17 protein-coding genes and 1 other annotated feature (1 of these 18 cut by a window edge) are annotated in these 15,157 nt (G+C 37.8%); of the genes, 2 read left to right on the top strand and 15 right to left on the bottom strand.

Annotated features, from left to right (window positions below; translation table 11 throughout):
- Positions 1-19: 19 nt before the first annotated feature.
- From AB3N04_RS02270 to AB3N04_RS02310, 9 genes are all read right to left on the bottom strand, one after another.
- Positions 20-1,282, bottom strand: coding sequence for a Glu/Leu/Phe/Val dehydrogenase (locus AB3N04_RS02270; protein WP_368504531.1), 1,263 nt, complete (start codon positions 1,280-1,282; stop codon positions 20-22).
- 226 nt (positions 1,283-1,508) lie between these two features.
- Positions 1,509-2,426, bottom strand: a complete 918-nt coding sequence (locus tag AB3N04_RS02275) for a D-alanine--D-alanine ligase (protein WP_368504532.1) — start codon at positions 2,424-2,426, stop codon at positions 1,509-1,511.
- 157 nt (positions 2,427-2,583) lie between these two features.
- Entirely contained in the window at positions 2,584-3,183 is a 600-nt protein-coding gene (locus tag AB3N04_RS02280) for a genetic competence negative regulator (RefSeq protein ID WP_317120737.1), read from the bottom strand.
- Positions 3,184-3,309: 126 nt separating this feature from the next.
- The gene (locus tag AB3N04_RS02285) at positions 3,310-4,215 is read right to left on the bottom strand and encodes a MerR family transcriptional regulator (RefSeq protein ID WP_368504533.1); all 906 of its coding nucleotides are present in this window, start codon (positions 4,213-4,215) and stop codon (positions 3,310-3,312) included.
- Between the two features lie 191 nt (positions 4,216-4,406).
- Positions 4,407-5,165: a metallophosphoesterase gene (locus tag AB3N04_RS02290; protein WP_368505976.1), complete on the bottom strand. Its 759-nt coding sequence runs from the start codon at positions 5,163-5,165 to the stop codon at positions 4,407-4,409.
- 31 nt (positions 5,166-5,196) lie between these two features.
- Positions 5,197-5,592 carry a hypothetical protein gene (locus tag AB3N04_RS02295; protein ID WP_368504534.1) on the bottom strand — a complete coding sequence of 132 codons (396 nt, stop codon included), beginning with the start codon at positions 5,590-5,592 and terminating at the stop codon, positions 5,197-5,199.
- A 100-nt stretch (positions 5,593-5,692) separates the two neighbouring features.
- The gene (locus tag AB3N04_RS02300) at positions 5,693-6,589 is read right to left on the bottom strand and encodes a hypothetical protein (protein ID WP_368504535.1); all 897 of its coding nucleotides are present in this window, start codon (positions 6,587-6,589) and stop codon (positions 5,693-5,695) included.
- The gene (locus AB3N04_RS02305) at positions 6,586-7,116 is read right to left on the bottom strand and encodes an RNA polymerase sigma factor (RefSeq protein WP_368504536.1); all 531 of its coding nucleotides are present in this window, start codon (positions 7,114-7,116) and stop codon (positions 6,586-6,588) included. Before AB3N04_RS02305 ends, AB3N04_RS02300 begins: the two co-directional genes overlap by 4 nt.
- A gap of 154 nt (positions 7,117-7,270) precedes the next feature.
- Positions 7,271-8,485, bottom strand: a complete 1,215-nt coding sequence (locus tag AB3N04_RS02310) for a M20 family metallopeptidase (RefSeq protein ID WP_368504538.1) — start codon at positions 8,483-8,485, stop codon at positions 7,271-7,273.
- A 602-nt stretch (positions 8,486-9,087) separates the two neighbouring features.
- On the opposite strand from AB3N04_RS02310, the gene AB3N04_RS02315 reads away from it, so the two are divergent.
- Positions 9,088-9,309, top strand: coding sequence for a hypothetical protein (locus AB3N04_RS02315; RefSeq protein ID WP_317120731.1), 222 nt, complete (start codon positions 9,088-9,090; stop codon positions 9,307-9,309).
- Positions 9,310-9,366: 57 nt separating this feature from the next.
- On the opposite strand, the gene AB3N04_RS02320 is transcribed toward AB3N04_RS02315, so the two are convergent.
- From AB3N04_RS02320 to AB3N04_RS02340, 5 genes are all read right to left on the bottom strand, one after another.
- Complete coding sequence (locus tag AB3N04_RS02320; protein WP_368504539.1) at positions 9,367-9,828, bottom strand: DUF2663 family protein; 462 nt, start codon at positions 9,826-9,828, stop codon at positions 9,367-9,369.
- 55 nt (positions 9,829-9,883) lie between these two features.
- Entirely contained in the window at positions 9,884-10,129 is a 246-nt protein-coding gene (locus AB3N04_RS02325; protein WP_368504540.1) for a hypothetical protein, read from the bottom strand.
- Between the two features lie 64 nt (positions 10,130-10,193).
- A complete protein-coding gene (locus AB3N04_RS02330) occupies positions 10,194-10,778 on the bottom strand; it encodes a lysostaphin resistance A-like protein (protein ID WP_368504541.1) in 585 nt (194 codons plus the stop codon).
- A gap of 5 nt (positions 10,779-10,783) precedes the next feature.
- Positions 10,784-12,307 (bottom strand): ATP-dependent DNA helicase RecQ, encoded by a 1,524-nt coding sequence (locus AB3N04_RS02335; protein WP_368504542.1) that lies wholly within the window; start codon positions 12,305-12,307, stop codon positions 10,784-10,786.
- Positions 12,308-12,309: 2 nt separating this feature from the next.
- The gene (locus AB3N04_RS02340) at positions 12,310-13,356 is read right to left on the bottom strand and encodes a helix-turn-helix domain-containing protein (RefSeq protein WP_368504543.1); all 1,047 of its coding nucleotides are present in this window, start codon (positions 13,354-13,356) and stop codon (positions 12,310-12,312) included.
- Positions 13,357-13,650: 294 nt separating this feature from the next.
- Here AB3N04_RS02340 and AB3N04_RS02345 point away from each other — a divergent pair, with 294 nt between their 5' ends.
- Complete coding sequence (locus tag AB3N04_RS02345; RefSeq protein ID WP_368504544.1) at positions 13,651-13,899, top strand: ferredoxin; 249 nt, start codon at positions 13,651-13,653, stop codon at positions 13,897-13,899.
- A gap of 47 nt (positions 13,900-13,946) precedes the next feature.
- On the opposite strand, the gene AB3N04_RS02350 is transcribed toward AB3N04_RS02345, so the two are convergent.
- The gene (locus AB3N04_RS02350) at positions 13,947-15,002 is read right to left on the bottom strand and encodes a M14 family zinc carboxypeptidase (RefSeq protein WP_368504545.1); all 1,056 of its coding nucleotides are present in this window, start codon (positions 15,000-15,002) and stop codon (positions 13,947-13,949) included.
- A gap of 137 nt (positions 15,003-15,139) precedes the next feature.
- Positions 15,140-15,157, top strand: a binding site (T-box leader) (it continues 214 nt past the right edge of the window).

Raw genomic sequence — 15,157 nt, forward strand, 5'->3', positions numbered from 1 at the left:
TTACTAATAGTATAGCAAATTAAACCCAGCCACGGAAACGAGAGGCTTCAGCCATTTTACGCACACCAATCATGTAAGCTGCAAGACGCATATCTACTTTACGGCTTTTAGATAAATTATAAATGTTCTCAAACGAGCCCACCATTACATTTTCTAATTTGCCTTCTACTTCTTCTTCCGTCCAGTAATAACCTTGATTATTTTGAACCCACTCAAAGTAAGAAACAGTTACTCCACCAGCACTAGCCAATACATCTGGAACGAGTAGAATATCTCTCTCAGATAAAATACGAGTTGCTTCCATAGTAGTTGGACCATTAGCAGCTTCAACTACAATCGATGCTTTAATGCGGTCAGCATTTTCTTCTGTAATCTGATTTTCAATTGCAGCAGGTACTAAAATATCACAATCAAGTTCTAACAATTCCTGGTTTGAAATCGTCTCTTTGAAAAGGTTTGTCACGGTTCCAAAACTATCACGACGATCAAGCAAATAATCAATGTCTAAACCTTCTGGATCATGAAGTGCGCCGTTAGCATCACTAATTCCTACAACTACGGCACCGGCATCATGCATAAATTTAGCAAGGAAACTACCTGCATTTCCGAAACCTTGGATAACCACTTTTGCACCTTCAATGTCGATTCCTTTTTTCTTAGCAGCTTCACGGATACAAATCGTTACCCCTTTAGCTGTAGCAGATTCACGTCCGTGAGAGCCCCCTAGTACAAGTGGCTTCCCTGTAATAAATCCTGGAGAGTCAAATTCGCGAATACGACTATATTCATCTAACATCCAAGCCATAATCTGAGAATTCGTGAAGACATCTGGTGCTGGAATATCTTTAGTAGGTCCAACAATTTGACTGATTGCACGAACGTAACCACGACTTAAGCGTTCTAATTCGCGAAAAGACATATCGCGCGGGTCACAAATAATACCGCCTTTCCCTCCACCATAAGGAAGGTCGACAATACCAGCCTTCAAACTCATCCAGATAGATAACGCTTTCACTTCTTTTTCAGTCACATTTGGATGGAATCGAACCCCACCTTTTGTAGGTCCGACAGCATCATTGTGTTGCGCTCGGAAACCTGTGAAGATTTTTGTAGAACCATCATCCATCTTAATCGGGATTCGTACGGTCAACATACGGATTGGCTCTTTCATTAATTCAAACATTTCGTCCGGATAACCAAGCTTGTCCAAAGCCTTCTTAATTACTTTCTGCGTTGAAACAAGCACATCTAAATTTTCAGCTTGCTTACCATTACCTTCCATCTGTTTCACCTCTAGCCAGTGTTCGATGTTTTATTATAATCCGCATCTAACTGCGGCATCTTTCATCACTACTAACTATAATGAAAGAGCTATCATTTTTCCACCTTTTCAGTAAAAAAAACAAGATAAGTTGTATTTCCGTCCTATTCAAACTATTCATACTAATTATTACCCAGATAGCCATAAAGTAAACAGACTGATTTAGGCAACCAGTCTGTTTCTAATATTACTTATTCAATGATAGTTGTATAAATGTTTCAATCATTTGATCGTAGGACAATCCAATTTCACGCGCCGCGTCTGGATATAAGCTTGTAGGTGTCATACCAGGTAATGTATTGACTTCTAAAATTACTGGGTCTCCCCCATCATCCGGAATGATAAAATCAACACGCGAATAAATGTCACAACCTAATGATTGATGTGCAAGAACTGCATGCTTTTTTACATAATTAGTTTGTTCATCCGTCAGACGAGCCGGAACAATATGTTCACTCATACCAACAGCATACTTTGCTTCATAGTCATAATATTTATTTTTGGGAACGATTTCTACAACAGGGAGAGCTTTCTCTTTACCTTTGTTACCCATTACTGCAACGGTAACTTCTCTGCCTTTAATGAACTCTTCTAGTAAAACTGTCTCATCAAGTTCAAACGCTGCCTCAATTCCGTTAAATAATTCTTCTTCATTTTCGGCAAATGTGATCCCAATCGTAGACCCTTCTTGGTTCGGCTTTACAACGATCGGATATGGAATCTCGATTTTAGTTGCTTGCTTATCATAAGAGTGCTTATATAAAACATGTTGTTTAGCCACTCTTGTTCCTTCACGCTCAAAAAATAATTTCGACTTTGCTTTATCCATTGCGAGAGCAGATCCAGCAACTCCAGAGCCGACGTATTTGATATTTAACATATCTAGTAATGCCTGCACCTTGCCATCCTCTCCATATCGACCATGAAGCCCAATATAGACTAAATCGACGTCAAGTGCTAATAATTCTTCTAATCTATCAGGATGAAAATCAATACCTACAACGTCGTGTCCATTAGCTTCTAACGCCTTAATAATTCCTTTTCCTGATGATAACGATACTTCTCTCTCTGCTGAAATTCCTCCGTATAAGACAGCAATTTTCATATGGCTCAACTCCTACTACACATTATGTACCACTAGTATATTCGCCTACTTAGTATTCGGAACTAGTCTCGGTTATTGTACCATAATACACTTAACCCCGCTCTTTGAAACTACAAATTACAGAAAGAAAAAACTGATGACCTATTGTCACCAGTTTTTAGCGCTTTATAAACGTGTGATAAAGCTGATAGATCGCTTCATGATCCATCAAACATTTGCCATATTCTGCAGCTCTATGAAAAGACACGGTAGATGAATGGCCAAACTCTGACAATAAAGCGATGAACGCTTCCTCATCTTTATCATTCAAATCAATATCTTCAAATTTCATAAAATAACGGCCTTCAAAGGAATAGAGACGACCTCCAATAACCCCGAAAGGATAGAGACGAGAAGCTAACCCAATTACATCTTCAAACTCTCTAAATGTGTAAAAGATGTCATCACTCTCATCTAAGGTGACTTGCATCTCGATGTAGCCTTCTTCAAATCCTTCTATGTCAAAGTCTTCATCTGGTAATCCTTTTGACACAATGATCACCATTCCTTGTGCTGGCATAGCATATACTTCAACGGCAATAGGTCCATCCACTTTAAAACCAAGCTCATCATCAGCTTCAAGCATCATATCTCGAAATAAATCATGTACTTTCGGAACGTCCTGCCATAAATCTTCTTTCGTAATCCCTCGCTCTTGCATATCATCAAACGTAAGAAACACCTTAAATTTATCCACATTTAAACGCTCAAGACGCATTGTTAACCCTCCCTTATCCGAGAGCCGCTTATGGGCTTACTCGTTCCGTAAACATCGTCTTTCTATACGGTATGTGAGGACGCTACAGAAGGTTCACAAACACGAAGCGTAAACAAACCTATTTATTTACTGAAGGTTTGACCGCAGCCAACCTTCCCAATCTGCTTTCGTCTTACCAACTATATGCGACTCTAAATCCTGTTTCATGTCACCCTCAATTTGATCAAAGGCATAACCACCTGTACCAATAATAAGGTCGGGAAAACATTCCTTAAGATGATGTATCAAATCAGAAGTTGCTTTTATATTCTTTTCTATTGTACATGAGGTAAAGAACAATTTAGCCTCAACCTCGCGTAAGACTAGTTCTACATCCTGATTTGGTATTCCTGCTCCCAAATAAATCACTTCAAAACCTTTTCTTCGTAGAAAGAGAGTAAAAATTAGCAAACCTAACTCATGCGTTTCATTTGGTCCACATACTGCAACTACCTTAGGTAAGAATCCATCTACAGGTAACCCATGAAAAATATTACCGATCTTTGTTCGTAAAAAAGACGTTACAAAATGTTCGTGTGCCGTTGAGATTTCATTATTTTCCCACATATGCCCTACCTTTACAAGTAAGGTTCCTAATATATCAATGGTCACTTTGTCTATACTAAAAAGACTAAATGCTTGATTAAGAAGTTGATGTGCCTTCATTTCTTCAAATGATAATAAAGCATGTAAGATGTCATCTGATAATTGAACGGAATAATCACTGTGATTTGTACTTTCCGGTGATTGCAACACAACATTACCCTTTTCAAACAAACCTACAGCTTGTCCAATTGTAAATCCTTTATTCACCTTATCAATTAACCATCGTAAGATAGCCACATGCTCATCTGAATATAAACGGTGCCCCGCTGTGTTTCGAATGGGCTCTATTATCTGATAGCGACGCTCCCAGGCTCTAAGTGTTCCCGGCTGGATCCCGAGCATAGTTGATATTGCTTTTATGTTATACTTCCCTTCAGTAGAAGCCATATTCTCTCCCCCTATACAAGCTATAATAGCTTCATTCTGAGATCTTTTTAATTCGATCTACTTGCTTAGAGAACCTCGCCTTCAGACCTTGCCTAAAAGTGATTCTTTTCAGCTAAGTATAGCGAAGGAATAGGCCTGTGTAAACTTTGTATAAGTATCTGATAACATTTCCTTGTCAAATAAACGGTCTCCTACCTTCGTTTCAGCACAATCATATGAGCTTCAGCAGGGGCACATAAGCGTAAGGGCAAGGATGTCGTCCCATACCCATTACTTATTAAATGCCAAGATCCTTTTTCTTTTTTCAGCCCACCCTTCTCAGCAATTCCAAATCCTAAAAATCGAATTTGGCCCCCATGTGTATGGCCACTTAGCGATAAATGTGGGAAGAGAATTTCCTGGGCTTCTCTTATTACATCAGGATAATGACTAACCAAAATCGTAAAATCTTGTTTTTCTTCACCACTCATGTTTTCATTAATAGCAGAGTCTTCCCAGTTCTCTTCAAGACCAATTATACGAATCTGCTCATCCTTCACTTCGAAATAATCACTTGAATTACTAAGCACAACCACCCCATGGCTCGATAGACTATCTTCGAAAGTAGCTTGATCTACTTCCATATCATTATTCCCCCAGACGAAATAGGTCGGTCCTAATTGTGTAAGTAAGCGAAGGTTTTCATTATATCGATCTATACTAACCCCTCTTTCAACCAAATCGCCGCCAATAATGACAAGATCACACTTGTGATCCATTTGATCTAACAGTTTCGGAGAAAGTTTTCTCCTATGTAAATCAGAAATAAAGAACACTCGAAACGCATCAAACGCTTGTGGAAGAGTGTCATACGAGAGTTTATGTATTCGAAGTCGATTTCGAAACGCTTCAACATACATATAAGAAAGTAAAATGAGTCCAATTCCGAAAACTAAATATAAAACAATCATCACACTTCCTACTTCCTTATAAGGCTAATATTTATTTACCTTTACTATTTAAGTCAGCATCCATTATACCATATAAGCTAGCAAGAATAAGTATTGGGAGGGTAGCAAGCCAATTGGTAAACAGAAGGTGTAAGATCGAAAGCAGGGCTACAAGTAAAAATAACACTCTTTCTTTTAGCACCATTGGATTGATGTGCGTTTGATAGACGAGTCTGATCAAATCTTGCACAAATAAAGAATAACCTAAAAAACCAGCAACAAAACAAAAAGATGCTGCTAGTACTTGAAGTGGTGAAAACAAGAGTGCTCCAATGAACTCTCCTAACCCCCAGCCTCTAGGAGACGGAAAAAGGGAAAATGATGCAAGCGTTCCACCATAAGCGATGATTAAAAGTAAGGTTTTTTTATAGACTGCATATACATCCACATGCCATCCACCCTTCCCTTGTCACATACTTTGGCTACTTCTGTAAGGTATGCTAGATCGCAAAAGAAAATACCTCTCAGCATCAACTGAGAGGTTCAATTTAATTGATCCATTGAAAATGCTCTAACACCTGCCCTACCCGAATTTGCAAGCCTTCTGTATATTCTGTAGTTGTATGAATTTTAATAGAATAAACAGTATCGTCGTTTAATATCACAGCAAGCTGTACAGACTCGTCTCCTCTCATGTATAACCGCTCATCGGTCACTTCTTCAAAAGCAGACTGCCTACCAGTAATCGTCAAAGAAGACTCTTCATTTCGTACAAATCCATCTTCTTCTAATTCACTATACAATCCATCTGCAACCTCTTCTGCAGATCCATTATAATATTTCCTCATCGTGTAAAAGGGAGGTTCAATCATTCCATCGCCATAATCAGCACTAAGTTGGAGACTATAGCCGTTCTCCCTATATTTTCCTTCTATATCAAACCCACTTTGGACAACTGAACGAAATCCTATTTCTCGATCTGTAAACTCGATCACTTCGTTTACATCTTCTTGCCCCTCCATAAGGAACGTTTCTTCTCTCGTCTCTCCTAACTCAACAGGGTTTTCTAATTCCATTGAGCTCTCATCTGAAGGTTCATCAGAGTCCCTCTCTTCTTCATTTTTAATTATTACATTTTCACCCTCTATATCAGATTGAAAGATAGCTACTTCTTCACCATTTTGCTCTTGTTCCCTTTCTTCTTCAATCGTTGTAAATTGATCTGTACCTCCCTGAAAAAAGCCACCCATACTTAAAATAGTACCAATTCCTACTGCAGCAGATAACGACACGGCCACTCGCCAGTTACGAAATAAAGTAGTCCGACGTGGCTTTTTCTCCTTCAGGACAGCAGACATAATATGATCAGATGAACTTTTAGTAGGCATTTGCTCATATTGTTTTTTTAATTTCTTCATTTGTTGGTTAAATTGGTTGTCGTTCATTGTACTTCACCTACTTTTTCTAACTTCTCTTTAAGTTGTTTTTTTGCCCTCATCATCCTTGTTTTAATCGCACCCTCAGACACTCCAAGAATGTCTGCAATTTCTTGATAAGGAAGATCATGAAAATAATGGAGTATGATCGGTACTTTATATTTTTCTTCTAAAGTTTGAATCTGTTCATGCAAAGCTTTCGTACTTTCATCGTAAAATTGTTCAATGTATATAGATGATTCCTGCGCTTGTTGAAAGGCTTTAAGCTTTCTTCTTTGTCTTGTTTCTCTTCGGTATAAATCACGTACTACATTAATCGTGATGGAATATAGCCAAGTAGTAAATTTCCCTCTTGTATGCTTATCTAAAAATCGATAAACCTTGATAAAGACTTCTTGAGTGATGTCTTCCACACTTGATTCTGGTACACCAAGTTGAAAGGCAAACTTTTCAACTGTTTTGACATGTAATTCAATTAGTTGTTGAAAAGCCTCATCATCTCCTTTTTTTGCGCGCATTATTAAGTGATTTTCCATTAGGAGTACCCCCGGCATCATGTTTCCCAGACTTCTCATTCTATAAAAAGGTTTGTTAAAAAGTTCAATTATATAACGACAGAAATGGTAATTAGGTTACATTCCACATTAAAAAACACGCTTACCTAATTAGGGTAAGCGCGAAGGTACGTTCTTAATTTGCATCTACTTGAGAGTGAAGATTTTCTTTTGTACTGTTTAATAGAAAATCAATGGCTGCACTTGTTAGCAACTTACCAGCAACAAGCATCGCCGACTCATCAAAATCAAATTTAGGATGGTGATGCGGATAGATGATCCCTTGGTCAACATTCCCTGCCCCCGTAAAGAAAAAAGTTCCAGGTACATGTTGTAAGTAATATGCAAAGTCTTCTCCACCCATAACAGGAGCCATCTCTTTAACCAATTCTTCACCTTGTAAATCAATTGCCACTCGTACAAACCGATCTGTTTCTAACGGATCGTTAATAACCGCAGGGTACCCTTTTTTATATTCAAATTGATACGTTGCTCCCATCGCATTACAAACCCCTTTAGTCACTTGCTCCATCCGTTCAATCATCATATCTTGTACTTCACTTTCAAATGTCCTTACTGTTCCAACGATCTTAGCCCGATCAGCAATTACATTAAATGCTCCACCAGCATGAAAAGAACCTACGCTAAGTACGGCTGACTTCAATGGATCTACATTTCGGCTGACGATGTGTTGCAAATTTTGAACAACTGAAGTCCCAACTGCAATTGCATCAATTGTTTCATGTGGTGAGGCGCCGTGGCCTCCCCTTCCGTGAAATTCAATTTCAAATCGATCGGCTGCAGCCATAATAGCATCTCTACGAAACCCAATTTCTCCTAATGGCATGGTTGACCATAAATGTGTACCAAAAATAGCATCAACGCCATCCAAGCATCCATCTTCAATCATCGCAATCGCCCCACCAGGAGCTAATTCTTCTGCAAATTGATGAATTAATATAATTGTTCCTTCTAGATCTTGTTGATGTTGCATTAGCACCTTTGCCACCACAAGTAACGTAGCTGTATGACCATCATGTCCACAAGCATGCATGACACCTGGTACCTTTGATGCAAACGAAAGACCTGTTTCTTCCTCTATAGGTAGCGCATCAAAATCGGCACGAAGAGCTACCGTTTTACCAGATTTCCCACCTCGAATGTAACCTACAACACCACGGCCTCCAACATTTCGTTTCACTTCAATACCTAATGCCTCAAGGTAATCCGCAATCAATTCTGGAGTCTTTACTTCTTCAAAGGAAAGTTCAGGATGTTGATGGAGGGTCCTTCTTAATTCAACCATTTCAGAATAATATGTTTCTAATGACTTATGTAGTTTTTCAATCATGTCAGCACTCCTTTTCTATACAGGTATTTCTTCAATTGTACATTTCGATTGACGAAAAGAAAACTATATTCCTAATTATCAGAATTATTATTTTATATTCGTTTATATGAATGAGTTTATTTTTTCATGCAAATAAATAAAAATAAAAAAGCTGATACCCTATTGGATACCAGCTTGATCACATTTTTACTCAGAGTACTCAGATACTTTTAAAAGTCCAATTGCCATAACAACAGCAAGAACCATTGCCATAATACCGAAACCTAACACCGCTACTAATTGTACTAATGTCATGAGTCAACACTCCCCATATGCAAATGTTTCTTATTAATAATTTGTAACTTAATCCTATCATAGCTAGACTTCTCGCTTCAGAAACATTTGTGACAATCTCTCGAACATTACATACTTATAAGTAGTGAAAATACCTGATATACAATGCGTCGAGAAACAACTAAATATGTCAAAAATCCTTTGTAAGATTCCTTTACTATAAGATTGAATATTCAGTTTAATTAAGATATACTGAAGACACATAGATAAAGAAAACGCTTACAATTATAAATAGGTTTAAATAATTATAAAGAAAGGTGTGAGAGTATATGTTTTTGACAAAATTAACGGATAAGTCCCTTATAACAAACCAGGATCTTGCCTTTAACCAACGGATCGGTCTTCCTGTTGAAGTATATTGTTCAAGACGGTGCGCAACATTAGCTTTCGGAAAGATAGAAATGTATACGGATACGATTATTTTCGTAGGTGGCCAATCATTTTGTCGGGAAAATCATCTCTTTTTTGGGCATCCCCACCTCACAGCATAAGCTCATAAAAAAACCACTCCATCATTCAGCACGCTCCCCTGAATGACGCAGTGGTTTTTATTTGTAGTATAGATTAACATCATGGTTCTTTTTCATATAAGTAAAGACATCATCACGATATTTCCAGCCTTGATCCTCTTCCCATAATTCACTTGATCGATCAATACATTCGATTCGCAATGATTCAAATTCATCTTCTGCTTTTGTAACCTTCTTCGTAAACAGTTTCACTTGTACAAGTCCAACTGCAAATAAAAGAATTAATAATAGGAGAAAAACATTTCCTACTAGGATTGATAATAAATTGGGTCCAATGGCTCCTCCGACTGACCGTATCACTTGAGCACCAAATAATAAAAATAACCCTAGAGACAAAAGAGTAAACAAACTCCAATGATCTTTTGCTTTCTTGTATTGATCCCACTTCTCTTTACGTGTCACCATTTCTTCTAACATAACCAGGCTAACTTTCGTTAAGGCATAAGGGTTTATGTTCCATTCTTTAAATTGTTTCATCATCCTTCCTCCTTTATTTACACATTATGAAGGAGAGGACAAACTAGAACAAAAGCATTTAAAGATTCAGCCAATAAGGTGAGAACACCAATAACAAAACAATTAGCAAAAAAGCCATTAGTAATAACCGAACAAGCGGAAAGCTCACCGTAACACCCTTTTTTTTCTTTTTACTCCGATTACGATGTACTTTTTTCCTTGAAGGAAGAACCCCTTCCTCTTGTTGCGATTGCTTTTTTTCCATTCGAGACATATGTTCTCTTAATGGTTCTGCTTGATCTTTTATACGTTGTTGTTCGCTCATGACGTCCCACCTCTCTATCATTTAGTATCGGATAAATAACGGTTGATTAAATGAATCATATGAATCATTTTTTTATTTTACGCGCATTATTTCTCAAAAACATACCAAATATAAAATCAATCAGAAAATGTGCAGTGATCGTTACCGTCACACTATTTGTATACTCGAATAAAAGTCCCAATGAAAAACTTACTACTAATACGAATGAAAACAAAATCGGTTTCGCTATATAACGAACGTGAACGAGAGCAAAAATGAGGCTGGCGATTACCAATCCAAAAGCTGTTTGTAGAACGGCCCTAAATAAAAGCTCTTCAGCAACCGCAATCACCAAGCAAAGAATAATCATGTGGGGGATTTTACGCTCTTTAAATACACGTTCATTTATTCCCCCATCATCCAAATGTCTTGCAGGTACAAATTGATAAAGGATGAGATCTATACTAACTACAATAACAGCAAAGCCTATTCCAAAGACGGTAAGCTCATACCAAGTAAAGGAAAACAATTGAAAGAAAGCATTTATATCTTCAAACAGGAAATAAGCTCCTATCAAAGCGATCATAAACATACCAAGTTGAGAAAGATATAAACTAGTTAGAATCTCTTTATCAGTCAAATCATTAATTGATCTTTGGTTTTCACTCATTTAGTTTACCTGCTTTCCCCAAACAATCTCTGCTGTAATTCAATTTTCCAATTAAGTTTCAAATCGTTTGAGTCAGGCTTGCGATCTTTTTGTTTCTCTTGAGTACAATACCGTTCAAAGGTTACGCCACACCGATCACAGCAATCTAGCTGTTTTTGAAAAGTATGCTCCTCAAAATAATGGACTAATCCTGCTCTTCTACATGCCCTACTATGTAGCCAACTTTCAAACGTTGTTAATTGCTTTTGTTTCGTTCGATGGTAACGTGAGAATTTCTTGGTTAACATATCTGCCACAGAATCTATGGAAAAACGCCGGATCTCTCCCTCATTTACGACACCAATTTCTTCTAAAGAAACTATTACATTGTTCCAGGCTACTTCACTACAACCAACATGCGCACATAGTTTTGCTTCAAGTCCAGTACTTATGTGTGTTTCTTTCGTTAATAACATTAGAAGCTCACGTATTTGCTCTTCACTCAGTTGCTCTCTTTGAGACAATAGCCGGGCAAGTCCTCGGTCATCTTCACTAAATAATACGATTGCGATACTTTTCTCTCCATCACGTCCTGCTCGACCAACTTCTTGCACATAGGACTCCATTTGAGTGGGATAGTGGAAGTGAATGACAAAACGAATGTTATTTTTATTAATCCCCATTCCAAAGGCACTTGTACAACAGATCACGTTTAGTTCTCCATGCATAAACTGCTGTTGAATCAATAGGCGATCTTCATTTGTCATCCCACCATGATAGAAGTTGACACCTTTCATCCCTCTTTCTTGGAGTTTTCTTGCTGTTGCCTCAGTCCATGCACGACTAGAAAAATAAACCATTCCAGGTCCCTCTAGCGATTCAACAAGTGCAAATAATCTTTGCATTTTATCATCTATACCTAAAAAGGATTCCACTGTAATCGCAATATTAGGCCTGTTTACTGAATGGATAAAGGACTCGTACTCCGTCATCCCTAAATAAGAACATATATCTTTTCGCACATGAGGCGTAGCGGTAGCCGTAATCGCCAAACAAGGTGGATTACCTACTTGTTTTCTAGCTGCTTCTAAACGCAAGTAATCGCTTCTAAATTCATGTCCCCATTGTGAAATACAATGTGCTTCATCTACAACAAACAACGAAATATAAAGGGCCTTTAATTTCCTTTGTATATACTCTGATTGCAACATCTCAGGAGAAATGTAAATTAATTTATAGTCAGAGAGCGAACGTAGAACTTCTTCTCGTTCACCTAAACTCATAAAGCTATTAATCGCAATCACGTTCTTGATCCCTTCTGAACGTAATTGTTGGACTTGATCTTCCATTAAAGATAAAAGAGGAGATACAATAATCGTGATTCCTTTTTTTAAAAGGGCTGGCAGTTGATAACATATTGACTTCCCCATGCCTGTCGGAAGCACTGCAAGCACATCTTTCTCCTCCATGACAGCTTGAATAATTTCTTCTTGCCCAGGGCGAAATGAAGGGTAGCCAAACCATTTTTCTAATTCTCTTTCTAGTTTCACTGTTATCCCTTCCTTCTAGTTAGTGCCAATCGAATCATAAAGTAACTCGCTTCATCACCTAAAGCGTCTTTTAGTTCCCGTAATTTCACTAATTCACCTTTTGACTGTATCAGCGCTTCAATTTTCTCTTGAAGCTCCATAGAAATGTAGTCATGGACAGGAAAGGTGGGTTTCTGTAAGGCTAGTTCAATGATGTGGTCCTCTATTGTACTTGTTTTTAATTTTCTTATAGTTGCTATCTCTTTTATTGTTAATCCTTGCTCTAATAATTGCGATGTCTGATCTGCAGACCTTGTCCAACCTGATCCCTTTTCTAATTGATCAATAAACCTAAAAAGGATAGGGAAGTCTCTGTACCTTGCTTCAATTTCTTTTAATAGATCATGAAGCAATGCTTGTTGAATGATGACGGCATCTTTCTCCGTGATCGAACAAATATGAGCTGCTTGCCTTGCCGTGTATCCAATCTTTTTATCAGTCGTTAATTGTAAGACAAAAAACAACGCATATTGCGGTTCATATCGTATTAGAAGAGCTTGTAATTCCTGATGCAAATTGCTAAGTGCTTTATCTCTGGTTTGGTGGTTTTTTGGCAGAACATGTCTTACCCAGGCTTGTACAAAACGGTCTTGAATGATCGGAATAAATGACTTCTTGCCTGATTGAATATGCGTTATAGTTTGAATCCACAATGTCAACCTTTGCCAAAATACAAGTGAAAGCTTTCCGTAAAGCCATCCATTTAATTGTAAAAGCAATGGCGTCTCTTCAATTGCAAGGGTTCGTTTCTTTTCCCCTTTTTCTGTAATTAAGTAACGATCTTCGCCTATTTCCTGTAGATATCCTTCAGTTGTTAGGAACTTTACAATTTTTGTCATGTCATTGCGTTTCATCGTTGGAAAAAGACCGAAGTATGACAGAACTGAGAAGAAATGCCCATCCTGAATGGTTTGTGCAGACTTTTTACCTTGGAGTAAATGATAAGCTCCATAGATCGTACGTTCTCCTTTGAAAGCTTTACACACAGCTAAAATAATTACATCATTCATTTATGCCCCCTCCCATTCAAATCACACTTTTTCCTATGCCGTTTCTTTATTTACCTCTCATTGTATCAAATTATCGACTTATTTAGTGGCTAAATAGATGCTGTGAGGGCATAATGAGGGAGCATTCATCTATTTAAAAAGTTTAGGAATGATTTGGTTGAAAAGTTTTTCAATCGGCTTTACAATAGGTAAGTACAAAATCAAATCACCCTTGTGAAGAAATGCGAATACACTACTGCATAGATTTCTCTAGGGTTGGATTTTATTTAATAGAAACTAAATGGAGGGAATATCATGGCTAAATATACGATTGTCGACAAAGATACTTGTATCGCATGCGGAGCTTGTGGCGCCGCTGCTCCAGATATTTATGATTATGATGATGAGGGGATTGCATTTGTTATTCTTGATGATAACCAAGGAACAGCAGCAATTCCAGAAGAGCTTGAAGAGGATATGATTGACGCACAAGAAGGCTGTCCAACGGATTCGATCAAAGTGTCCGATGAATCATTTGATGGCGATGCGTTAAAATACGAATAGCGTTCATCACAAACAGGCTACCGAATAGGCAGCCTGTTTTATTTTTGTTATTTTATATGAAGTGTTAATCCTTCTAGTGCTAACATACTCGCATTTGACCAAATTTCTGCATAAGCATGTTTGGCTAATGGATTGACCCCTACTCCAACCTCGATTGTAAACCCTGGTCTTCTTGTTTCTTGTATAAACCAATCTTTATATCCCCCGTCACTATCAGCAGTCTGGACTGGAGTATAGGAACTTGCTAGTGATAAACGGTTAACCATTTCTTCACTTTCACTAGGCTCTAACCCTCTATATCCCCAATAAATCACTTGTCCCTGTGAATGAAAAGTGAGTACATACCTAAAGTCAGATCGTAGTGTGAGTCGATGAATCGCTTTTACTTCTGGTTCACTTAACGGCGCATTGCCGCTAAAGTGCCTTGGCCATGGTTTTTGCGGACTCTCACTCGCTTCTATTTCCCAGCCTGCTGGCCATTGGTGATTGAGGTCAACGCCTCGGATATTACTTGACCAATGATCAAACCGCTTCATTCCCTTATTGATTTCTAATACTTCTTTATAGTGGGGATGTTCTTCATAAATCCCTTGTAAGACGAGCTCTACCCCATCTGGATTGACAAGCGGGACGATATATAACTTCACTTCACTTAATAATTTCACTATATTATATTGATAAAGTAAGTTCTCTTCTGTATTCGCTACCAAACATTCTTTCATGAATTGAACGAGAAATTTTGTTGTATGCCATTCATTTGCATGCCAACCACCTGAATAAAAAATAGATGTTTTTCCAGTGCCTATTGAAAAAGCATAAATGGGCTTTTTCATAACCGAATAACCAATAATTTCTACTCTCGCCCCCATAGATTTTAGAATCGGAATATCCTCTTCCAGATCAACCGGACCATATTCCGTCCATAAATTCTCCCTGTTACCTTTTATGTTGTTTAGAGAAGGGATATGTAACAACTGTTCAGGGATGAGATAATCAATTTCACTTTGAATGTTTTGGTTAAATAAAAGCAAATCAAATGGACGTACCCCATGTTTTTTTGCGACTTTAGCAATCGTATCGCCATGTTGAACGACGTAATCCATTTTGATCAACCCCCTTTTTAATACATTATGTCAATTCCTTCTTGTTCAGAAGTAAAGCTCACTAGAACGTGATTCGACATTTGACAGATAGAATTTAATATGATAAATTATCAAACAATTAGATATATTTAATATGATGTTAAACGTTGATGAAG

The sequence above is a fragment of the Alkalihalophilus sp. As8PL genome (genome assembly GCF_040939795.1).
GTDB lineage: Bacteria > Bacillota > Bacilli > Bacillales > Bacillaceae_D > Alkalihalophilus > Alkalihalophilus lindianensis.